At 48.0% G+C, this 23,427-nt stretch carries 18 protein-coding genes; 14 read left to right on the top strand and 4 right to left on the bottom strand.

Annotated elements, in window-relative coordinates:
• Nucleotides 1–259: 259 nt before the first annotated feature.
• From NSU05_RS16190 to spsC, 4 genes are all read left to right on the top strand, one after another.
• A complete protein-coding gene (locus tag NSU05_RS16190; RefSeq protein ID WP_033881474.1) occupies nt 260–1,480 on the top strand; it encodes an NAD(P)/FAD-dependent oxidoreductase in 1,221 nt (406 codons plus the stop codon).
• A gap of 172 nt (nt 1,481–1,652) precedes the next feature.
• Complete coding sequence (locus NSU05_RS16185; protein ID WP_003243733.1) at nt 1,653–1,796, top strand: YuiA family protein; 144 nt, start codon at nt 1,653–1,655, stop codon at nt 1,794–1,796.
• A 53-nt stretch (nt 1,797–1,849) separates the two neighbouring features.
• Nucleotides 1,850–2,170, top strand: a complete 321-nt coding sequence (locus tag NSU05_RS16180) for a YuiB family protein (protein ID WP_003243877.1) — start codon at nt 1,850–1,852, stop codon at nt 2,168–2,170.
• 103 nt (nt 2,171–2,273) lie between these two features.
• Nucleotides 2,274–2,930 (top strand): stationary phase survival protein SpsC, encoded by a 657-nt coding sequence (gene spsC, locus NSU05_RS16175; RefSeq protein ID WP_015251313.1) that lies wholly within the window; start codon nt 2,274–2,276, stop codon nt 2,928–2,930.
• A gap of 29 nt (nt 2,931–2,959) precedes the next feature.
• On the opposite strand, the gene NSU05_RS16170 is transcribed toward spsC, so the two are convergent.
• Nucleotides 2,960–3,436: a divergent PAP2 family protein gene (locus tag NSU05_RS16170; RefSeq protein WP_003244337.1), complete on the bottom strand. Its 477-nt coding sequence runs from the start codon at nt 3,434–3,436 to the stop codon at nt 2,960–2,962.
• A 157-nt stretch (nt 3,437–3,593) separates the two neighbouring features.
• Between NSU05_RS16170 and NSU05_RS16165 the strand changes: the two genes are divergently transcribed.
• Nucleotides 3,594–5,096 (top strand): leucyl aminopeptidase, encoded by a 1,503-nt coding sequence (locus tag NSU05_RS16165; protein ID WP_015251314.1) that lies wholly within the window; start codon nt 3,594–3,596, stop codon nt 5,094–5,096.
• 146 nt (nt 5,097–5,242) lie between these two features.
• Entirely contained in the window at nt 5,243–6,571 is a 1,329-nt protein-coding gene (locus NSU05_RS16160; protein WP_003228736.1) for a Na+/H+ antiporter family protein, read from the top strand.
• Nucleotides 6,572–6,642: 71 nt separating this feature from the next.
• Here the strand turns inward: NSU05_RS16160 and NSU05_RS16155 are convergent, their stop codons facing one another.
• Nucleotides 6,643–7,245: a biotin transporter BioY gene (locus NSU05_RS16155; RefSeq protein ID WP_038429556.1), complete on the bottom strand. Its 603-nt coding sequence runs from the start codon at nt 7,243–7,245 to the stop codon at nt 6,643–6,645.
• Nucleotides 7,246–7,345: 100 nt separating this feature from the next.
• On the opposite strand from NSU05_RS16155, the gene NSU05_RS16150 reads away from it, so the two are divergent.
• From NSU05_RS16150 to NSU05_RS16115, 8 genes are all read left to right on the top strand, one after another.
• Nucleotides 7,346–7,942: a sulfite oxidase-like oxidoreductase gene (locus NSU05_RS16150; RefSeq protein WP_003228739.1), complete on the top strand. Its 597-nt coding sequence runs from the start codon at nt 7,346–7,348 to the stop codon at nt 7,940–7,942.
• A 213-nt stretch (nt 7,943–8,155) separates the two neighbouring features.
• Nucleotides 8,156–9,025, top strand: a complete 870-nt coding sequence (besA, locus tag NSU05_RS16145; protein ID WP_038429555.1) for a ferri-bacillibactin esterase BesA — start codon at nt 8,156–8,158, stop codon at nt 9,023–9,025.
• A 193-nt stretch (nt 9,026–9,218) separates the two neighbouring features.
• A complete protein-coding gene (locus tag NSU05_RS16140; protein WP_014480725.1) occupies nt 9,219–10,004 on the top strand; it encodes a 2,3-dihydro-2,3-dihydroxybenzoate dehydrogenase in 786 nt (261 codons plus the stop codon).
• Nucleotides 10,005–10,029: 25 nt separating this feature from the next.
• Nucleotides 10,030–11,226: an isochorismate synthase DhbC gene (gene dhbC, locus NSU05_RS16135; RefSeq protein ID WP_038429554.1), complete on the top strand. Its 1,197-nt coding sequence runs from the start codon at nt 10,030–10,032 to the stop codon at nt 11,224–11,226.
• Nucleotides 11,227–11,254: 28 nt separating this feature from the next.
• On the top strand, nt 11,255–12,874 hold the full coding sequence (locus NSU05_RS16130; protein WP_038429552.1) for a (2,3-dihydroxybenzoyl)adenylate synthase: 1,620 nt from the start codon (nt 11,255–11,257) through the stop codon (nt 12,872–12,874).
• A 27-nt stretch (nt 12,875–12,901) separates the two neighbouring features.
• The gene (locus NSU05_RS16125) at nt 12,902–13,840 is read left to right on the top strand and encodes an isochorismatase (RefSeq protein ID WP_038429551.1); all 939 of its coding nucleotides are present in this window, start codon (nt 12,902–12,904) and stop codon (nt 13,838–13,840) included.
• Between the two features lie 19 nt (nt 13,841–13,859).
• Nucleotides 13,860–20,996 (top strand): non-ribosomal peptide synthetase DhbF, encoded by a 7,137-nt coding sequence (gene dhbF, locus NSU05_RS16120; RefSeq protein ID WP_038429550.1) that lies wholly within the window; start codon nt 13,860–13,862, stop codon nt 20,994–20,996.
• A gap of 15 nt (nt 20,997–21,011) precedes the next feature.
• The gene (locus NSU05_RS16115) at nt 21,012–21,221 is read left to right on the top strand and encodes an MbtH family protein (protein WP_003243183.1); all 210 of its coding nucleotides are present in this window, start codon (nt 21,012–21,014) and stop codon (nt 21,219–21,221) included.
• 242 nt (nt 21,222–21,463) lie between these two features.
• Here the strand turns inward: NSU05_RS16115 and NSU05_RS16110 are convergent, their stop codons facing one another.
• Entirely contained in the window at nt 21,464–22,141 is a 678-nt protein-coding gene (locus tag NSU05_RS16110) for a YukJ family protein (protein ID WP_003228755.1), read from the bottom strand.
• A gap of 111 nt (nt 22,142–22,252) precedes the next feature.
• Nucleotides 22,253–23,389, bottom strand: a complete 1,137-nt coding sequence (gene ald, locus NSU05_RS16105) for an alanine dehydrogenase (protein WP_038429549.1) — start codon at nt 23,387–23,389, stop codon at nt 22,253–22,255.
• Between the last annotated feature and the right edge of the window lie 38 nt (nt 23,390–23,427).

Here is a 23,427-nt window from a genome sequence, read left to right as displayed (position 1 = left end):
AAAAAATCGTAAGGATCTAACGTGCCCATCCGTTCTTGAAAATATTTCCGCAGGCCGCTACGATAATAACCAAATGAAATGATCTTTTTCTGAATGTTTCTTGGGCCAGCCGGATAAACATGATAATAGTGCTACGGGTAAGGACTTCACAAAAAACTTTTCAATATATTTCATAAAATCCCGCCAATAAGCTGAAGCTAACACAAATGATGATTTTATTATGGGTCTAACAAAAGCAAAAAAAGAGAAGGTGGATGTGATGGCATTGAATAAGCCCAAAATCGTGATTTTAGGTGCAGGATATGGCGGATTGATGACGGTGACAAGGCTGACGAAGTATGTCGGGCCGAATGATGCTGACATTACGCTTGTAAATAAACACAATTATCATTATGAAACGACATGGATGCATGAAGCGAGCGCGGGTACGCTCCATCATGACCGCTGCCGTTATCAGATAAAAGATGTAATCAACCAGTCACGGGTGAATTTTGTACAGGATACCGTAAAGGCAATCAAAATTGATGATAAAAAAGTTGTGCTTGCGAATGGAGAACTGCAGTACGATTATTTAGTCATCGGGCTCGGCGCCGTGCCTGAAACGTTCGGCATTAAAGGCTTAAAAGAATATGCGTTTCCGATTGCCAACATCAACACGTCGCGCCTGCTGCGGGAACATATTGAGCTGCAGTTTGCGACTTACAATACGGAAGCGGAAAAACGGCCGGACAGGTTAACGATCGTTGTTGGCGGTGCCGGATTTACGGGAATTGAATTTCTTGGCGAACTGGCTGCTCGCGTGCCGGAGCTCTGTAAGGAATATGACGTTGACAGAAGCCTTGTCCGCATCATTTGTGTGGAAGCAGCGCCGACCGTTTTGCCGGGCTTTGATCCGGAACTTGTTGATTACGCCGTACATTATCTTGAGGAAAACGGAGTTGAGTTCAAGATCGGCACGGCTGTACAAGAATGTACCCCGGAAGGAGTCAGAGTCGGCAAAAAAGATGAGGAACCAGAGCAGATCAAATCGCAAACCGTTGTTTGGGCGGCAGGTGTCCGCGGCCATCCGATTGTGGAGGAAGCCGGTTTTGAGAATATGCGCGGCCGAGTCAAAGTCAACCCTGATCTCCGCGCCCCGGGACATGACAATGTCTTTATTCTCGGCGACAGCTCGCTGTTTATGAATGAAGATACAGAGCGCCCGTATCCGCCGACTGCGCAAATTGCAATGCAGCAGGGCATAACGGTCGCTAAAAACCTTGGCAGGCTTATTAAAGGCGGAGAGCTTGAGGAATTCAAGCCGGACATTAAGGGAACAGTGGCTTCTCTTGGCGAGCATAACGCGGTTGGGGTTGTTTATGGCAGAAAGCTGAAAGGCACGCCGGCTTCGTTTATGAAAAAAGTCATTGATAACCGCTCGCTGTTTATGATTGGCGGACTCGGACTGACACTGAAAAAAGGCAAGTTCAAGTTTTTCTAAAAACCCGCGGAAGCGGGTTTTCTTTATTAAAAAACGCCAAAATAAAAAGAGAACGAGAGGAAAACAAGTATGTTTCCGCTTACATCAAAAGATTTGTCACATGATCTGACTTTATTGTTGACAGCTTGATATGGTATATTATCAGAAAATTAAGAAAAAGGGTGATGATTAGATGAAAACTGCAACGACAACCGCTTCACATGCATGCCCATTTTGTTCAGGGAAAGGATATTTTCAATTGATTCTCGGCGGTTCAGAGACTTGTCCGTCTTGCCAGGGGACAGGAAAAGACAGTCATTCTTTTTCCAGCCGTTGACTTTATTTCAGCCCCCGCGTTACACTAAAAACAACGCAGGGGGGTGGAATAGGTTGATTAGTCTGCCAGTCGTAATCATCTCAATTGTTTTGTTTTTTGTCTTGTTTTTTGGAATCGGTTTCTTATTAAACATGCTGCTGAGAATGTCTTGGATTATGGCTGTGATTTATCCAATTGTATGCCTTTTCATTATCAGCAAAGAAAAGCTGATCAGCTATGTCCAGTCGCCGGGAGAATCCTTTGCCAGCCTGTTTCATCGTGTCTTATCATTAGCGGCTGCTGATGTGCTGATTTTAGTCAGCGGTTTGGCCGGCGCCATCGTGTCCGGTATAGCGATCAACATGCTCAGAAAAAGAGGATATCAAATGTTTTAAATGCCGCTTTCTTCTAAAGAAAGCTTTTTTTATGCGTTCAGCTCATTCACCATTTTGAATAATGCTCTCTCCACTTGGGAACAATGATTCGGAGGAGAGGTGAATGATGTTGAATATGATCAGACGTTTGCTGATGACCTGTTTATTTCTGCTTGCATTTGGCACGACATTTTTATCAGTGTCAGGAATTGAAGCGAAGGACTTGTCAAAATGGGTGCAGGAACATCAGGAAAAGCACTTGAAGCATGCAGGACTGACATTAAAAGCATTGCAGCAGAAACAAACACAAACCACGTCCGCGGCTGAGGATAAAACAAAACCGTTAGAAGAGGCATTTGATTGGAATGAATATCCAGTCCAAAGAGTAACAGCAACAGGCTACACAGCAGGAGCTGAGTCGACGGGCAAAAATCCTGGTGATCCATTATACGGGCTTACATATTCAGGTGTGAAAGTGAAACGGGATTTATATTCCACGGTTGCTGCTGACCCGTCCGTTTTCCCGATCGGAACAATTTTATTCATTCCGAACTACGGTCTCGGAGTTGTGGCCGACACAGGATCAGCTATTAAGGGAAACCGCCTTGATCTGTACTTTGAGACAGTCAAAGATGTATACAATGAATGGGGCAAAAAAACCCTTGATGTATATGTGATTAAAAAGGGAACGGGAAAGATTACCGAGGATGAGCTTGAGAAGCTCAATGAAACAAAATCTTTGCAAGTGTTCAGAAATCAATATAAAACTGTGAAAGAATAAAACGCTCCAGCGAAAGCAGGAGCGTTTTTTTACATGAAAAAGTAAGCGAGTACCAATGTCAGTAAAATACCTGTTAGTCCTCCGAAAAAGACTTCGATCGGCTGATGTCCGAGAAGCTCTTTCAGCTTTTTTTGCTTTTCTTTCTCTGCAGCCTTAGGGAAGTCCTTCGCTTCATTTACGAAACGGTTAAAATCAATAACAAGCTTATTAATGACTGTTGCCTGCTCACCGGCGTGACGTCTGACGCCAGTTGCGTCAAACATGGTTATGACGGCGAAAATGGCGGAAACCGCAAAGAGTGAGGAGTCTAATCCATGCTCCAAGGCTACGCCTGTTGAAAGTGCAGTGACCGCTGCGGAGTGAGAGCTCGGCATGCCGCCTGTGCTTGTGACCAGCGACCAGTCCAGTTTTCTGGACACGATAAACTGTATGGGCACTTTGATGACCTGGGCAAAAATAATTGCGGCCAGGCTTGATAATAAAGGAAAATTCGTTAAAAGTTCCATCGGCGACATCCTTTCTATTTGAAAAATCCTTCGTGTTTCAAAAGAAAAAAGCAAGTCTTAGACTGTTGTTTGTTAAAATAAGTATAGTGGAAAGAATGTTTTTCCTATTATACCATTGTTCATTACAAATACCCATTACGTTAGGAGTGTAAGCCTCATGTTTTATGCGGTTCAACAATCAGAGCATACAGAAACCCTTGTGGTCGGGCTTTTTCAAAAAAGCCAGCTGACAGGAAAAGCGTTGGAAATTGATGAAATGCTCGAAGGCCATCTGACACAGCTTTTAAAAGAGGGTGATGTCTCTGCGAAACCGAATCAAGTATCAAAAGTATTCCCTCCATCTTCTGCGGGTATGAAACGGATTTATTTCGTTGGCCTGGGGAGAGAAGCAAATTATTCGTTTGAACAGGCGAAGGAACGTTTTGCTCATGTTTTTCAAGCCATTCATAAAGATCGAAAACAAGAAACTGCTGTTCTGCTTGATACGTTTATTTCGGAAGACGTGCCTCCAGCCGATGCCGCTCATGCTTTAGCTGAGAGCTGCCTGCTTGCTTCCTATGAGGTGCAGGATTATAAGCACAAATCAAATGAGCCTGACAAACAAATTGAAGCCGTGTATGTTGTAACAGATGAAGATACACAGGAAGTGCAGGCCGGGCTTCGCGTCGGCCAGGCATACGGACAAGGGACAAATTCGGCTAGAACGCTTGTGAATATGCCGGGAAACATGCTGACAGCGACTGACCTCGCTTCGTATGCTGAAGAGCTTGCGGCGAAATATGATTTTGAGTGTGAGATATTGGAGAAATCAGAGATGGAAGAGCTCGGTATGGGCGGAATACTTGCGGTAAACCAAGGCTCCACCGAACCGCCGAAAATGATTGTGTTGAAATATCAGGGCAAAAAGGAATGGGAAGACGTCGTCGGACTAGTCGGGAAAGGAATTACCTTTGACACAGGCGGCTACTCCATTAAAACGAAATCTGGAATTGTCGGCATGAAATCAGATATGGGAGGAGCTGCTGCGGTTCTCGGTGCTATGGAAACGATCGGAGAGCTTCGTCCTGAGCAAAACGTGCTGTGCGTTATTCCATCAACCGATAATATGATCTCCGGCGGGGCCATGAAGCCGGATGACGTGATCGTATCTTTAAGCGGAAAAACAATAGAAATCCTTAATACGGATGCTGAAGGAAGGCTAGTGCTTGCAGATGGCATTACATACGCGAAACAGCATGGCGCGTCAGTTCTTGTCGATGTAGCTACGCTTACCGGCGGCGTCGTTGTGGCATTAGGAACTGAAACAACCGGTGCAATGACAAATGATCAAAGCTTTTACCAGCAGGTAGCTGATGCTGCACAAGAGTGCGGCGAGGCAATCTGGCAGCTGCCGATAACAGAGAAGGATAAAAAACGCGTGAAAAGCAGCCAAATGGCGGATCTCAACAATTCACCGGGACGCGAGGGACATGCGATTATGGCGGGAACGTTTCTTGGTGAATTCGCTGAGTCAACACCTTGGGTTCACCTTGATATTGCAGGCACAGCGACTGCCAATAAAGCAACCTGCTTCGGGCCGGCCGGGGCTACTGGCGTTATGGCAAGAACACTGGCTACACTTGCGGAGCGATTTACATTGGAAGAAGATAAAAACGAGTAATGAAAAATCCCTGCTGTATGATGCGGCAGGGATTTTTTCTTCCGAAATCTTTAGTTGACTAAAGTGGATCGGTTATGATACGATACGTTCGTACTTTATTTATCTACTACATTAGCAAACTAAAGGATTTTTGGAGGGGTATCATCATGAATGCAGTCGTCATCGCAGTCCTGCTTATGCTTGTATTAAGCCTGCTGCGTGTCAATATTGTTATCGCATTAATTATAGGCGCCTTGGCCGGCGGGTTAACAGGCGGGCTCGGTCTTGGCGAAACGGTTAAAGCTTTTACAGACGGTCTCGGTGGAAATGCCACCGTTGCAGTCAGCTATGCCATGCTTGGCGCGTTTGCCGCCGCTTTGACGAAAACGGGTCTTCCGGACGCAATGGTGGAAGCCTCCGTTAAATTAATCGGAAATAAAGAAGATTCTCGAAAAAAAGCACTGTCTAAGGTGCTGATTGTGCTGATTATTTTAATTGTATCTTGTTTTTCGCAAAACGTCGTTCCGGTTCACATCGCGTTTATCCCGGTGCTGATTCCGCCGCTTTTGAAAATCTTTAATGAACTTGAAATGGACCGCCGTCTGATCGCGTGTGTAATTACATTTGGCTTAACGGCTCCTTATATTTTGCTTCCGGTGGGTTTCGGCCAAATCTTCCAAGGCATGCTGAAGGACAATATGGCGGATGCCGGGTTAAACGTTCCGCTTGCTGATATTCCGTACGCACTGATTATTCCAGTTGCAGGTATGGTTGTCGGCCTTATTTTATCAGTGATCGTATACCGTAAACCGAAACAATATGAAACAAAAGACATTTCAGGTGCAGAAGCATCGCCATATACGAGAAAAAGTATTGGTATCGCGGTTCTAGCCATTGTTGTGTCACTCGGCGTCCAGCTTTACTTATCTCAGACTTTGGGAGTAGAAGGAATGATTATGGGGGCGCTCGCTGGTCTGATTGTTCTGTTTGTCAGCGGTGTGATGAAGCGTGATGAAGCGGACTCACTGATTACTGATGGAATGGTTTTAATGGCCTTTATCGGCTTTGTCATGCTTGTTGCAGCCGGGTTTTCAAACGTATTGACGAAAACCGGAGATGTCGAGTCACTGGTCAAAACGTCAGCTGGTTTTATCGGACACAGTCAGTCCTTGGGCGCATTGCTGATGCTCATTGTCGGCTTATTAATTACAATGGGGATCGGATCTTCTTTTGCGACCATTCCTGTTATCACAACCATTTTCGTGCCTCTATGCATGCAGCTTGGATTCAGCCCGATGGCAACGATTGCGATTATCGGGGCTGCTGCTGCGCTTGGCGATGCCGGTTCACCTGCCAGTGACAGTACGCTTGGGCCGACTTCAGGTTTGAGTGCGGACGGCCAGCATCACCACATTTGGGATACTTGTGTGCCGACATTTATATTTTATAATATCCCGCTTGTCATCTTTGGATGGATTGCAGCGCTTGTTTTATAGGAAAAAGGCTCCCCTTTACTGGGGAGCCTTTTCTCGTTATGATAAAAAAACCGTCCAATAGGACGGTTTTTTTACGTAGATGATATGTGATTTCTGTTAAAGCCGGTTGCTTTATGAATAGAGCGGTAGATTGCTGGTGCGATAAACGACAGTATCACAGCCAGCGCTGTATCTTTTACCATAAACCAAATCATAAAGCCCCAAGCCGTGTCGTAGCTCACTGGCGTATGAATCCACAGCTTCAGTGCAAGATACATATAGGTAGTGCCGATGAAATACATGATCGCCGTTCCGATAAGTGAAGCAATGAGAAATCGAATTTTACTTGGCTGAATGTTTCGTTCTAAAAACCATCCCGCTGCAAATGCTGCCGGAATGTATGAGATAATAAACCCGCCGCTTTTCCCTGCAAACGGTGCGAAGCCTGCTGAAAATTGAGCAAACACAGGCGCTCCGGCCAATCCGACAAGTGCATATACAATCATGGCAATCGCTGCCCGTTTGCTGCCAAGAAGCAAAGCTGCCAAGAGACAGAAAAACGGCTGCATCGAAAGCGGAATGCCGGCTACTTGTAAAAAGGGTGCTACTGATGTAATGTTGGCCCCGACAGCCATAAGTGCGGCGAACATGCCAATCAGCGCCATATCTCCCGCACGAAGTTTACGTTGTTTCATCGTTGTTCCCCCTTAGGTTGACATACACAATCATAGAGTAATAAAGAACAAAAAGATTGTCAACATGATTTTAATTTAGGTTAACAAAAAGGAGGCCCATATGTATTTCGGAAAAACAAGACAGTCCGATCAATCTGGAAGAGTGCCGCCAAATCAAAACGTCACCACTTCATTTCCTGTGCTTCATACCGGAGATGTCCCATATTACGAAGATATGACGAAATGGAATCTTCAAGTATACGGTTTGGTTGACCATCCGATGCTGCTAAGCTTTGAAGATGTCAAAGCCTTTCCACGGTATGAATCGAAAAACGACATTCATTGCGTCACGGGATGGTCAAGGCTTGATAATGTGTGGCAAGGCGTGCGGGCTTGTGATATAGCGGAAAAAGCGGGTGTAAAAGAAGAAGCGGGCTACGTCATTTTACATGCTGAAGAGGGCTGGACGACCAATCTGCCGCTTGATGATTTCTTAGCGGAAACTTCCCTTCTGGCTTATGCGCATAATGGCGAACCTTTAACCCCTGAACACGGCTTTCCGCTGCGGGGTGTATTTCCGCATCTGTATTTTTGGAAAAGCGCCAAGTGGCTGCGCGGTATCCAATTTACGAAAGAAAATCACCCTGGCTTTTGGGAGCGGAATGGTTATCACATGAGAGGCGATCCTTGGCAAAATCAAAGATTTACATGGGATTAAGGTTCTATTTCAAATAGGACAATCCGCATCTTTATTAGGTTTTTATTTCCATATTGTTAGTCTGCAGGTACCTTATTTGATCAAGGTACCTTTTTTATTCGGGAAAAAGTTGACTTTCTTTGGAAGAAAACCTATTATTTGAGGTGTCTAGTTGATAGTGAAAATCATTATCATACATTGCGGTTTAGTTTAAGGAGAGGAATGTCGTACTGCATGAAAGAGCAAACAACAGACCGGACAAATGGCGGGACATCAAACGCATTTACGATTCCTGGTACGGAAGTGCGTATGATGTCTTCACGCAATGAAAACCGTACCTATCACATTTTTATCTCGAAACCTAGTACGCCGCCGCCACCCGCTGGTTATCCTGTGATTTATCTGCTGGATGCCAATTCTGTCTTCGGAACGATGACGGAAGCCGTTCGATTACAGGGACGCCGACCCGAAAAAACCGGGGTGATCCCTGCAGTGATCGTCGGCATTGGCTATGAGACAGCGGAGCCTTTCTCTTCAGCACGCCACCGGGATTTTACAATGCCAACAGCCCAATCGAAGCTGCCGGAAAGGCCCGACGGCAGAGAGTGGCCGGAGCATGGCGGAGCGGAGGGCTTTTTCAGATTTATTGAAGAGGATTTAAAACCGGAGATAGAACGAGATTACCAGATTGATAAAAAAAGACAAACAATCTTTGGCCATTCGCTCGGAGGGCTTTTCGTGCTGCAGGTGCTGCTAACAAAGCCCGATGCGTTTCAAACGTATATCGCAGGAAGTCCGTCCATTCATTGGAATAAACCGTTTATTCTCGAGAAAACGGACCATTTCGTCTCTCTCACCAAGAAAAACAATCAGCCTATCAATATCCTGCTTGCCGCAGGAGAATTAGAGCAGCATCATAAAAGCCGGATGAATGATAATGCAAGGGAGCTTTATGAGCGGCTGGCCGTTTTATCTGAACAAGGCATACGGGCAGAATTTTGCGAGTTTTCAGGAGAAGGACATATTTCAGTTCTTCCTGTTTTGGTCAGCAGGGCGCTGCGTTTTGCGCTTCACCCTGACGGACCGCATCTTTCAATGGGCTGAGACATACTCAGCCTTGCCTTTAAAAAAATATTTGTCACTGAAATTATATTTGACTGTCACATGACATTTGGATATGATTATTTTTATAATTGATAATGATAATCATTATCAATAGATTGCGTTTTTCAAGGCGCAGCAGTCTTTTTCGCTGGATGTCTGTTTGGCATTTAGAACGAAGAAAGGAATTGATGATATGAATGCAAAGAGTATAGAGGGAAAAATTGCTTTTATAACAGGGGCTGCCCAAGGAATAGGCGAAGCTGTTGCGCGGACGCTTGCCAGTCAAGGCGCACATATTGCGGCAGTTGATTATAATCCTGAAAAGCTGGAAAAGGTTGTGAGCAGCCTCAAAGCAGAAGGCCGCCATGCAGAAGCTTTTCCTGCGGATGTGAGAGACAGCGCGGCGATTGACGAGATCACGGCGCGCATCGAACGTGAAATGGGGCCGATTGATATTTTAGTGAATGTAGCGGGTGTCCTTCGCCCGGGACTGATCCATTCGCTTAGCGATGAGGAATGGGAGGCGACGTTCTCAGTGAATTCGACTGGCGTATTTAACGCCTCGCGTTCAGTCAGCAAATATATGATGGACCGAAGATCAGGTTCGATTGTAACAGTCGGATCGAATGCTGCCGGTGTACCAAGAACATCTATGGCGGCATATGCGTCTTCAAAGGCTGCGGCTGTGATGTTTACGAAATGCCTTGGCCTTGAGCTTGCAGAATACAATATTCGCTGCAACATTGTATCTCCCGGATCAACGGAAACTGACATGCAGTGGTCATTATGGGCCGACGAGAATGGAGCGGAGCAAGTCATAAAAGGATCACTTGAGACATTTAAAACAGGGATCCCGCTCAAAAAACTAGCCAAGCCTTCGGATATTGCGGATGCGGTGCTCTTTTTGGTTTCTGGCCAGGCAGGGCATATTACGATGCATAATTTATGCGTAGATGGCGGCGCGACCTTAGGCGTGTAACTGAATTTAAAGGAGGTTCATGAGAATGTTGGATCAAAACGTTATAACAGAAACAAAAGCGGAGCATTTGCTTCATGAATATCAGCCGGGCGCCTTTTTCTTAGCGTCTCCTCATCGTGTACTGTTAGCGAAAGGTATATGTGAAATCGTACCGGAGGCAGACGGGCAAAACCAAATGGAAACCCTTTCTGGCCGAATTGCAGAGACGCTGCGTCAGGCAAAACAATCAGGGCAAAGCCGGCCGCTTGTTGTCGGGGCCGTTCCTTTTGATCAAGTAAAACCAGCGCGGCTCGTTGTACCTGAAGAAGTGCGCTGGTCAGGACCGCTTCAATTTGATCATGAGGAAAAGGAACAGCAGGCTGGGCATACATACCACATAAAGCCTGTTCCTGAACCTGAGGATTATAAAAATGGTGTTGAACAAGGGCTGGCGCGCATTGCCGATGGAACACTCAGCAAAATCGTCCTGTCCAGATCACTGCATTTGACATCGCCTGAACCGATTCAGACGGATGAATTGCTTCGCCATCTGGCTCAGCATAACACGCATGGCTACACGTTTGCCGCAGACGTGTCCAGTCAGGAGGAAACGTCTCCCCGCCGAACATTGCTCGGAGCAAGTCCGGAGCTTCTCGTTTCAAGGATGGGAACACAGGTCGTTTCCAACCCATTAGCCGGCTCAAGGCCGCGCAGTAATGATCCTGTTGAAGACCAGCGCCGGGCAGCTGAATTGCTTTCTTCCGCAAAGGATCTTCATGAGCACGCGGTTGTCGCTGACGCGGTTGCGGCTGCGCTGAGACCTTTCTGCCGGACGCTGGAGGTTCCGGAGAAGCCTTCACTGATCAAAACGGAAACGATGTGGCACCTGTCCAGCGTGATTAAGGGAGAGCTTTCCGATCCGTCTGTAACCGCACTTGAATTGGCGGCGGCGCTCCACCCGACGCCAGCCGTCTGCGGAACACCGACTGATCTTGCAAGAGAAGCGATTCTCAGCATTGAACCATTTGACCGCGGTTTCTTTACCGGCATGGTCGGATGGTGTGACGATGCCGGTGACGGAGAATGGATCGTGACCATCCGTTGTGCAGAAGCAGAAGAACGCTCACTCCGCCTGTATGCTGGAGCTGGTGTTGTGGCCGGTTCAAAGCCTGAGGACGAGCTTCAGGAGACGTCCGCAAAGTTTCGGACAATGCTGCGGGCAATGGGCGTGGATCACATATGAACAGAATGAATTGCTGGAGGGATACAACATGCTGAAAGGATTTACGCCTTGGCCTGATGAGTTAGCTGAGACCTATCGAAAGAACGGCTGCTGGGCCGGTGAGACGTTTGGAGATTTGTTAAGGGACCGGGCAGCCAAATATGGTGATCGCATTGCCATTACATGCGGAAACACCCATTGGAGCTATCGAGAGCTGGACACAAGGGCTGATCGCCTGGCTGCCGGATTTCAGAAGCTCGGCATTCAACAGAAGGATCGTGTTGTGGTGCAGCTGCCAAATATCAAAGAGTTTTTTGAAGTTATTTTCGCGCTATTCCGTCTGGGGGCGCTTCCAGTCTTCGCACTGCCTTCTCATCGAAGCAGTGAAATTACATATTTTTGCGAGTTTGCTGAAGCGGCTGCATATATCATTCCCGACGCATATTCCGGTTTTGACTACCGTTCGCTTGCCAGACAGGTTCAAAGCAAGCTGCCGACTTTGAAAAACATCATTGTCGCAGGTGAGGCAGAGGAATTTTTGCCGCTGGAGGATTTGCATACAGAACCTGTAAAACTGCCTGAAGTCAAATCTTCAGATGTGGCGTTCCTCCAGCTTTCTGGCGGGAGCACCGGGCTATCGAAACTGATTCCGAGGACCCACGATGACTACATATACAGCCTGAAGCGGAGTGTGGAGGTCTGCTGGCTCGACCACAGCACGGTGTACTTGGCCGCGCTGCCGATGGCACACAATTATCCGCTGAGCTCACCTGGCGTTCTCGGCGTATTATACGCTGGAGGAAGAGTGGTATTATCTCCTTCTCCAAGTCCAGATGACGCATTTCCTTTAATTGAACGGGAAAAGGTCACGATAACCGCTCTTGTTCCGCCTCTTGCGATGGTATGGATGGATGCGGCATCCTCACGCCGTGATGATTTGTCCAGCCTTCAAGTGCTGCAGGTCGGCGGTGCCAAGTTTAGTGCTGAAGCCGCGCGCAGAGTAAAAGCTGTTTTCGGCTGCACGCTGCAGCAGGTGTTCGGAATGGCAGAGGGTCTCGTCAATTATACGAGATTGGATGATCCTGAGGAGATCATTGTCAACACTCAAGGAAAACCGATGTCCCCATATGATGAAGTGCGTGTTTGGGATGACCATGATCACGACGTAAAACTTGGTGAAACAGGCCATCTGCTGACGCGGGGACCGTATACAATTCGCGGTTACTATAAGGCAGAAGAGCATAACGCCGCTTCATTTACTGAGGACGGTTTTTACCGTACGGGTGATATCGTCAGGCTGACACGAGACGGCTATATTGTCGTTGAAGGCCGGGCGAAGGATCAAATTAACCGTGGAGGAGAAAAGGTTGCGGCTGAAGAGGTAGAAAATCATCTGCTGGCGCATCCGGCTGTCCATGATGCAGCAATGGTCTCCATGCCTGATCAATTTCTTGGCGAAAGATCTTGTGTGTTCATTATTCCCCGGGATGAAGCCCCAAAAGCCGCAGAGCTTAAAGCATTTTTGAGAGAGCGCGGACTGGCGGCATATAAAATCCCTGATCGAGTTGAATTTGTCGAATCCTTTCCGCAGACAGGGGTAGGAAAGGTAAGCAAAAAGGCTCTTCGTGAAGCTATTTCCGAGAAACTTCTTGCAGGGTCAAAAAAATAAATCAACAATTTGAGAGGAAGTGTTCATATGGCTATACCTGCCATTCAGCCGTATCAAATGCCGACAGCATCTGATATGCCGCAAAACAAAGTCTCATGGGTGCCTGATCCAAATCGGGCGGTCCTATTAATACACGATATGCAAAACTATTTTGTCGATGCTTTCACAGCGGAAGCATCTCCGGTAATAGAGCTTTCAGCGAATATACGAAAGCTGAAGAATCAATGTGTTCAGCTTGGGATTCCTGTTGTCTATACCGCACAGCCGGGAAGCCAAAATCCGGATGACCGTGCGCTGCTGACAGACTTTTGGGGCCCGGGATTAAACAGCGGTCCTTATGAGGAGAAAATTATAACCGAGCTGGCACCGGAGGATGATGATCTTGTGCTGACAAAATGGAGATACAGCGCGTTTAAGAGAACGAATCTGCTTGAAATGATGCGCAAAGAGGGACGCGATCAGCTGATCATTACAGGAATTTACGCCCATATCGGCTGTCTTGTTACAGCATGCGAAGCATTTATGGAAGATATTAAAGCCTTTTTTGTGGGAGATGCAGTTGCTGATTTTTCATTAGAAAAACATCAAATGGCGCTGGACTATGCGGCTGGACGCTGTGCGTTTACCGTGATGACTGACAGTCTTCTTGATCAGCTGCAGAATGCGCCGGCAGACGTTCAAAAAACGTCAGCAAACACTGGCAAAAAGAACGTGTTTACATGTGAGAATATCCGTAAACAAATTGCTGAGCTTCTACAAGAAACACCGGAAGACATCACAAATCAAGAGGATTTGCTCGATCGAGGTCTTGATTCGGTAAGGATCATGACATTGGTGGAACAATGGCGCCGTGAAGGGGTAGAGGTGACTTTCGTGGAATTGGCTGAACGCCCAACGATCGAAGAATGGCAGAAATTGCTCACAACCCGCAGCCAGCAAGTGCTGCCAAACGCGGATTATTTATAAAAGGAGGGTAAACAAACGGATGCCTGATACAAAAGATCTTCAATATTCTTTGACCGGGGCGCAAACTGGCATATGGTTTGCTCAGCAGCTTGATCCGGATAATCCAATCTACAATACAGCGGAATATATAGAAATCAATGGACCAATCAATATTGCTCTTTTTGAAGAAGCTTTGCGGCACGTGATCAAGGAAGCGGAATCGCTGCATGTCCGCTTCGGTGAAAATATGGACGGGCCTTGGCAGATGATAAACCCGTCTCCGGATGTACAGCTGCACGTCATTGACGTCAGCTCTGAGCCTGATCCGGAAAAAACAGCATTAAACTGGATGAAAGCTGATTTAGCAAAGCCGGTTGATTTAGGGTATGCCCCTTTGTTCAATGAAGCTCTGTTTATTGCCGGGCCTGATCGTTTCTTTTGGTATCAGCGCATTCACCATATAGCGATCGACGGCTTCGGTTTTTCCCTGATAGCCCAGCGTGTGGCAAGTACATATACTGCCCTTATAAAAGGACAAACAGCTAAAAGCCGTTCCTTTGGGTCTCTCCAGGCCATTTTGGAGGAGGATACAGATTATCGCGGATCAGAGCAGTATGAGAAGGATCGTCAATTCTGGCTGGACCGTTTTGCAGATGCACCTGAAGTTGTGAGCTTGGCTGATCGGGCGCCAAGAACATCTAACAGTTTTCTTCGTCATACGGCATATCTGCCTCCGTCTGATGTAAACGCGTTAAAAGAAGCGGCGCGCTATTTCTCAGGAAGCTGGCATGAAGTCATGATTGCGGTGTCAGCTGTTTATGTGCACCGTATGACCGGCTCTGAGGATGTTGTGCTCGGCCTGCCCATGATGGGTCGGATAGGGTCCGCGTCACTGAATGTACCGGCTATGGTGATGAACCTTCTCCCGCTCCGGCTGACGGTAAGCTCTTCGATGAGCTTTTCTGAACTGATTCAGCAAATTTCCCGGGAAATCCGCAGTATTCGGCGACATCATAAGTATCGCCATGAAGAGCTTAGGCGCGATCTGAAATTGATAGGAGAAAATCATAGATTATTTGGCCCTCAAATCAATCTTATGCCGTTTGATTACGGTCTCGACTTTGCCGGCGTCCGGGGCACAACGCATAATCTTTCAGCCGGTCCTGTTGATGATCTATCAATCAATGTATATGACAGAACAGACGGCAGCGGGCTGCGAATTGATGTTGATGCGAATCCCGAGGTATACAGTGAGTCTGATATTAAGCTTCATCAGCAGCGTATTTTGCAGCTGCTGCAAACGGCTTCTGCCGGAGAGGACATGCTGATTGGGCAAATGGAGCTTCTGTTGCCAGAGGAGAAAGAAAAAGTCATTTCTAAATGGAATGAGACGGCAAAATCCGAGAAGCTGGTCAGCCTTCAGGACATGTTCGAAAAGCAGGCAGTTCTTACGCCAGAACGTATCGCTCTCATGTGTGATGACATTCAAGTCAACTATCGAAAGCTCAATGAAGAGGCAAACCGCCTCGCGCGTCTGTTGATCGAAAAAGGGATTGGTCCGGAGCAATTTGTCGCTTTGGCGCTGCCGCGTTCCCCTGAGATGGTGGCTTCAATGCTTGGTGTGCTCAAGACTGGTGCGGCGTATCTCCCCCTTGATCCGGAGTTTCCAGCCGACCGCATTTCTTACATGCTGGAGGATGCGAAACCTTCATGCATCATAACGACTGAGGAAATAGCAGCCAGTCTGCCTGATGACCTGGCTGTACCTGAGCTTGTGCTTGATCAGGCTGTTACACAGGAGATTATAAAACGCTATTCGCCGGAAAATCAGGATGTATCGGTTTCGCTTGACCATCCTGCGTATATCATCTATACCTCAGGATCAACAGGAAGACCGAAGGGAGTCGTTGTGACACAGAAAAGCTTAAGCAATTTTCTGCTGTCTATGCAGGAGGCATTTTCTCTAGGAGAAGAAGACAGGCTGTTGGCTGTGACGACTGTCGCTTTTGATATTTCAGCATTGGAGTTATATCTTCCGCTGATTAGCGGAGCGCAAATCGTGATCGCAAAGAAAGAAACGATCCGTGAGCCGCAGGCATTAGCTCAAATGATTGAAAATTTCGATATTAACATTATGCAGGCGACACCGACACTGTGGCACGCTTTGGTAACGAGTGAACCTGAGAAACTTCGGGGGCTTAGAGTGCTTGTAGGAGGCGAGGCGCTGCCGAGCGGTCTTTTGCAGGCGCTTCAAGACCTTCATTGTTCAGTCACGAACTTATACGGTCCCACTGAAACAACGATTTGGTCTGCCGCAGCTTTTCTTGAAGAAGGGCTGAAGGGCGTTCCTCCGATTGGGAAACCGATTTGGAACACGCAGGTGTATGTGCTTGATAATGGATTGCAGCCGGTGCCGCCGGGCGTTGTCGGAGAGCTTTATATTGCAGGAACCGGCTTGGCCAGAGGTTATTTCCATCGTCCTGATTTAACGGCGGAGCGCTTCGTTGCAGATCCATACGGACCGCCGGGAACTCGGATGTATCGGACCGGAGACCAGGCCCGCTGGCGCGCCGATGGGTCTTTGGATTATATCGGGCGGGCGGATCATCAAATCAAAATTCGCGGATTCCGAATTGAACTTGGAGAAATTGATGCCGTGCTTGCCAATCACCCGCACATTGAACAGGCCGCGGTTGTCGTACGGGAAGATCAGCCGGGAGACAAACGATTGGCGGCTTATGTAGTCGCTGATGCTGCTATTGATACTGCAGAGCTTCGTCGTTATATGGGGGCTAGTCTTCCTGATTATATGGTACCGTCGGCGTTTGTGGAGATGGACGAGCTGCCGTTAACACCTAATGGCAAGCTTGACCGGAAAGCACTGCCGGCACCAGACTTCAGCACATCTGTCAGTGATCGGGCCCCGCGGACTCCTCAGGAAGAGATATTGTGTGACTTGTTTGCAGAGGTTCTCGGTTTGGCACGCGTCGGTATCGATGACAGTTTCTTCGAGCTTGGGGGCCATTCTCTTCTTGCAGCCCGTCTGATGGGCCGCGTTCGCGAGGTAATGGGAGCCGAACTTGGTATCGCCAAGCTCTTTGACGAACCGACAGTAGCCGGACTCGCTGCCCATCTTGATTTGGCGCAGAGTGCACGTCCCGCTTTGCAGAGAGCTGAGCGGCCTGAAAAGATCCCGCTCTCATTTGCCCAGCGCCGGCTATGGTTCCTGCATTGTCTGGAAGGACCGAGTCCTACTTATAATATTCCGGTTACTGTCCGTTTGTCAGGTGAGTTGGATCAAGGATTGCTGAAAGCGGCACTTTATGACCTCGTCTGCCGTCATGAAAGCCTTCGGACGATCTTCCCTGAATCACAGGGGACATCCTATCAGCATATTTTAGATGCTGATCAAGCCCATCCTGAGTTACATGTTACTGAAATTGCTGAGAAGGAGCTTTCTGATCGGCTTGCCGAAGCTGTACGCTACAGCTTTGATCTTGCAGCTGAACCTGCTTTTCGTGCCGAGCTTTTTGTGATCGGTCCTGACGAGTACGTGCTGCTTCTTCTCGTCCATCATATTGTCGGGGACGGCTGGTCCTTAACACCGCTGACCAGAGACCTTGGGACAGCTTATGCGGCTCGCTGCCACGGACGATCTCCCGAATGGGCGCCTCTTGCTGTGCAGTATGCAGACTATGCGCTTTGGCAGCAAGAACTGCTTGGAAACGAGGATGATCCAAATAGCTTGATTGCCGGACAGCTTGCTTTCTGGAAAGAAACCTTGAAAAACCTGCCTGATCAGCTTGAACTGCCAACCGATTATTCACGTCCGGCTGAGCCGAGTCATGATGGAGATACGATTCATTTTCGTATTGAGCCCGAGTTTCACAAGCGATTGCAGGAGCTGGCTCGCGCAAATAGGGTGAGCCTGTTTATGGTGCTTCAATCCGGTCTCGCCGCTTTATTGACAAGGCTCGGGGCGGGCACCGATATTCCGATCGGCAGTCCGATCGCGGGACGGAATGATGATGCGCTGGGCGATCTTGTAGGGCTGTTCATTAATACATTGGTGCTCAGAACTGATACGTCCGGTGACCCAAGCTTTCGTGAGCTTCTAGACAGAGTACGGGAAGTGAATCTGGCCGCCTATGACAATCAGGATCTGCCGTTTGAGAGACTTGTAGAGGTGCTCAATCCGGCTCGTTCGCGTGCGACGCATCCTTTATTCCAAATCATGCTTGCGTTCCAAAACACACAGGACGCTGAACTGCATCTTCCTGATATGGAGAGCAGCCTGCGAATCAACAGTGTCGGTTCTGCCAAGTTTGATTTGACGCTGGAAATTAGTGAAGATCGCCTTGCTGACGGGACACCAAACGGAATGGAAGGACTGCTTGAATACAGCACTGATCTTTTCAAGCGGGAAACTGCTCAGGCTCTTGCTGACCGATTGATGCGCCTGTTGGAGGCTGCCGAGTCTGATCCTGACGAGCAAATCGGAAATCTGGATATTCTTGCGCCAGAGGAACGCAGCAGCATGGTGACTGATTGGCAAAGTGTATCTGAAAAGATTCCGCACGCATGTTTGCCAGAGCAATTTGAGAAGCAGGCTGCTTTACGTCCTGATGCCATTGCCGTTGTATATGAAAATCAGGCACTGAACTATGCAGAGCTGAATGAAAGAGCAAACCGGCTTGCCCGAATGCTGATTAGTGAAGGTGTCGGGCCGGAGCAATTTGTGGCATTGGCACTGCCCCGATCGTTGGAAATGGCTGTCGGCCTATTGGCGGTGCTAAAAGCCGGGGCAGCTTATCTCCCTCTTGATCCGGATTATCCGGCTGATCGAATTGCTTTTATGCTAAAAGATGCCCAGCCTGCGTTTATCATGACGAACACTAAAGCTGCAAATCACATTCCGCCAGTTGAAAACGTGCCGAAAATCGTGCTGGATGATCCCGAGCTGGCAGAGAAACTAAACACGTACCCTGCAGGTAATCCAAAAAATAAGGATAGGACTCAGCCGCTTTCCCCTTTGAATACGGCATATGTCATTTATACATCCGGCTCAACAGGTGTTCCAAAAGGTGTGATGATTCCTCACCAAAATGTAACACGTTTATTTGCAGCGACCGAGCACTGGTTCCGTTTCAGCTCAGATGATATCTGGACCATGTTCCATTCCTATGCGTTTGATTTTTCGGTGTGGGAGATCTGGGGTCCTCTGCTGCATGGCGGACGTCTTGTAATCGTGCCTCACCACGTCAGCAGATCGCCAGAAGCGTTTCTGCGCCTGCTTGTCAAAGAGGGGGTGACTGTTCTGAACCAGACACCGTCTGCTTTCTATCAGTTTATGCAGGCGGAACGGGAACAGCCGGATCTCGGACAGGCACTCAGTCTGCGCTATGTCATTTTTGGCGGAGAAGCGCTTGAACTCAGCCGTTTAGAGGATTGGTACAACCGCCACCCTGAAAATAGACCGCAGCTTATCAATATGTATGGTATTACAGAAACGACGGTGCATGTGAGCTATATCGAATTAGACCGAAGCATGGCAGCTTTACGGGCAAACAGCTTGATCGGCTGCGGCATTCCCGATCTTGGTGTATACGTGCTGGATGAACGCCTGCAGCCGGTCCCGCCGGGTGTTGCCGGAGAGCTGTATGTATCAGGAGCGGGGTTAGCACGAGGTTATCTAGGCCGGCCTGGTTTAACATCTGAACGCTTCATAGCTGATCCGTTCGGTCCTCCAGGCACCCGGATGTACCGCACTGGGGATGTGACCCGCCTCCGCGCTGACGGTTCTCTCGACTATGTCGGCCGTGCAGACCATCAAGTGAAAATTCGGGGATTCCGGATTGAATTGGGAGAAATTGAAGCCGCGCTTGTTCAGCATCCGCAGCTTGAAGATGCGGCAGTGATCGTTCGTGAGGATCAGCCGGGAGATAAACGGTTAGCAGCTTATGTCATCCCTTCGGAAGAAACATTTGATACGGCGGAACTGCGCAGATATGCTGCTGAGAGACTGCCGGATTACATGGTGCCTGCTGCCTTTGTGACGATGAAAGAATTGCCGCTGACACCGAATGGAAAGCTTGATCGTAAAGCACTGCCCGCTCCGGATTTCGCAGCGGCAGTGACAGGGCGAGGACCGAGAACGCCACAGGAAGAAATTCTCTGTGACCTCTTTATGGAGGTGCTTCACTTGCCGCGTGTCGGCATTGATGACCGTTTCTTTGATTTAGGCGGACATTCCTTGCTTGCTGTACAGCTCATGAGCCGCATTCGTGAAGCACTCGGCGTTGAACTCAGCATCGGCAACTTGTTCGAAGCACCTACTGTAGCCGGGCTCGCTGAAAGACTTGAAATGGGATCAAGCCAAAGCGCTCTTGACGTTCTGCTGCCGCTCCGAACAAGCGGAGACAAGCCTCCTTTATTCTGTGTTCATCCGGCAGGGGGACTCAGCTGGTGCTATGCCGGTTTGATGACGAATATAGGAACGGATTATCCGATCTACGGCTTGCAGGCACGGGGAATCGGGCAGCGCGAGGAGCTTCCGAAAACACTTGATGACATGGCTGCCGATTACATTAAACAAATCCGAACGGTTCAGCCGAAAGGCCCGTACCATCTGCTAGGCTGGTCTCTGGGCGGGAATGTCGTTCAAGCGATGGCGACCCAGCTGCAAAATCAAGGAGAAGAAGTTTCCCTATTGGTGATGCTGGATGCCTATCCAAACCACTTCCTTCCTATAAAAGAGGCGCCGGATGATGAGGAAGCGCTTATTGCCCTTCTGGCGTTAGGCGGGTACGATCCGGACAGCTTAGGGGACAAACCGCTAGATTTTGAAGCAGCGATTGAGATTCTTCGCAGTGACGGCAGTGCGCTTGCGAGCTTGGATGAAACGGTCATTTTAAATTTGAAGAATACGTATGTCAATTCTGTCGGCATTTTAGGCTCCTATAAGCCGAAAACCTTCCGTGGAAATGTTTTGTTTTTCAGATCAACAATCATTCCTGAATGGTTTGATCCGATTGAACCTGATTCGTGGAAGCCTTATATTAACGGACAGATTGAACAAATTGACATCGACTGCCGTCATAAAGATTTATGTCAGCCGGAACCTCTGGCTCAAATCGGCAAGGTTCTCGCTGTCAAACTGGAAGAGTTGAATAAATAAGGGAGGAGAAATAGAATGGCAAATCCTTTTGAAAATGCGGATGGCACATATTTGGTGCTGGTCAATGAAGAAGGCCAATATTCCCTATGGCCGGGTTTTATAGATGTGCCGAGCGGCTGGACAGTCGTTCATGAGCAAAAAGGGCGTGAAGCTTGTTTGGACTATATCCAATCGCATTGGAGCGATATGAGGCCAAACAGCCTAAAGACTGTTGAAAATGTGTAATCGTATCAAAAAGAGACTGCTCGCCGCAGTCTCTTCAGCGTGTCGATAAACCCTCGCATTCGTTGTCAAGTCTGCGCGTTGGTGCTCACGAATTAGAACATTCGCTCCGCTCCAATGCTCACCTTTCCTAGAGTTCAAGGGTTTTCAATCACGCTGAAAACATGACAAAATCCTAAAAACGCTTTAGGATTTTGTCAACAATCTTCCGAAGAGACTGCTCGCCGCAGTCTCTTTTTCTAATCTTACGCAGACGTTTGGGTATGATCACAATCTCTGACCGGGTTTCCGTTTTCATCGGTACACCAAGATTGGGATAAAAACGCTAAAAACACAGCGGCCCACTGATCTGCAAACTGAATCAGAATACCCCCGTCATGCCAAGAGCCGTTGTCTTTTTTCCAGCGCGTATCCATTGCATTCCCTTGATTCATATGGATATTGTGCATTCCGTTAGTCGGGGTAAAGCCGAATATTTTATCTGCAGCCTGTTCAGGGCCGAATTTTGAACCGAATATATAAACCGGCGCTTTCTCATCTTGTGCTTTCTTCATATAGGTTTCAATAAAATCATTTAAATCATTATCAGGTCCTGTGATTTCATGAGGCAAAGGCTTCATTTCCCGCGGGTCAAACAAATTGCCCCGCACATAATCCAGTGCCACTTCACGGTTTGCTTCATTGATCCTTGTATATCCATACGGCATGTTCGGAAGGATGGTAATTGAGCCCGAATCAAACTGATCGTCAGCCAAATACAATACTTCAGATTCCTCAGAACTGGACATCACATTGATGGCGCACCTGTAATACGTATTCTCTTCACCGAGCATTTTGACTTGGAAATGAGGACTGTCATCATCTGTTTCCCGCTTCATGTCTAAGACTATGCCTTTTAACACGCCATATTGCTGAACAGCCATATGAATCCTCCTTTATGATCAACTTCATAGTCATAATTCGTGAAATGGTCTCTTTTTTCCTTTTAAAAAATAAAAAAGCCTGCAGAAATCTTTCTGCAAGCTCATTGTGAATTAAGCACCCGCCACAGATGATTCATCCTGTAAAGCTTTCTCGGCAGGAACATACTCATAGCCTAGATCTCTTGCTACAGCTTCATAGGTCACGTGTCCGTTTGCGGTGTTTAAACCCGCTCTCAGTGCCGCATTGTCTGCGAGCGCTTTTACTGCCCCTTTGTTCGCGATTTGCAGCGCGTATGGAACAGTAACGTTAGTCAGGGCGATTGTTGACGTACGAGGGACTGCGCCCGGCATGTTCGCTACAGCATAATGCACAACCCCGTGTTTTTCATATGTTGGCTGATCATGTGTTGTGATATGGTCGACAGTTTCGACGATGCCGCCTTGGTCGATCGCTACATCAACAATGACTGAACCAGGTTTCATTTGTTTTACCATTTCCTCAGTGACAAGAGTCGGAGCTTTAGCACCCGGAATTAATACCGCGCAAATGAGGAGATCCGCTTCCGCTACAGCATCAGCAATATTGACCGGATTAGAAATTAACGTTTTAATCTGATGGCCGAAGATGTCATCAAGCTGGCGCAAGCGGTCTGCGTTTAAGTCAATGATCGTCACATCTGCACCGAGGCCGACAGCCATTTTCGCCGCGTTTGTCCCGACAACGCCTCCTCCGATAATCGTTACTTTTCCGCGAGAAACGCCCGGCACCCCGGCAAGCAGAATGCCTTTTCCGCCTTTAGGCTTTTCTAAGAATTGAGCGCCGATTTGCGCCGCCATTCTGCCCGCAACCTCAGACATAGGCGTCAGAAGAGGCAATGTCCGGCCTTCACTGACCGTTTCATATGCGATGGCAGTTACTCCTTTATCCTTCAAGGCCTGTGCAAGCTCAGGCTCAGCTGCTAAATGAAGGTACGTAAACAGCACAAGTCCTTTGCGGAAATAAACATATTCTTCCGGCAGCGGTTCTTTTACCTTCATGACCATTTCGGCGTCCCAGACCTGCTTCGGATCAGCAATGATTTCCGCTCCTGCTGACTCATAGGCTTCATTTTCAAATCCGCTTCCAAGGCCCGCGCCTGTTTCAATCAGCACCCGGTGGCCGTTTGAAATGAGCTGAGAAACGCCCCCAGGTGTTAATGCGACACGGTTTTCATTGTTTTTTATCTCTTTAGGAACCCCTATGATCATATCTGTCTCCTCCTGTATCCTGTGATATTTTTAGTGTA

Origin of the sequence: Bacillus sp. EU52 (assembly GCF_037964975.1) — a bacterium.
Lineage (GTDB): Bacteria > Bacillota > Bacilli > Bacillales > Bacillaceae > Bacillus > Bacillus subtilis.
The sequence above is the reverse complement of the archived record's forward strand: the minus strand, read 5'-3'. Positions and strand labels throughout refer to the sequence as shown.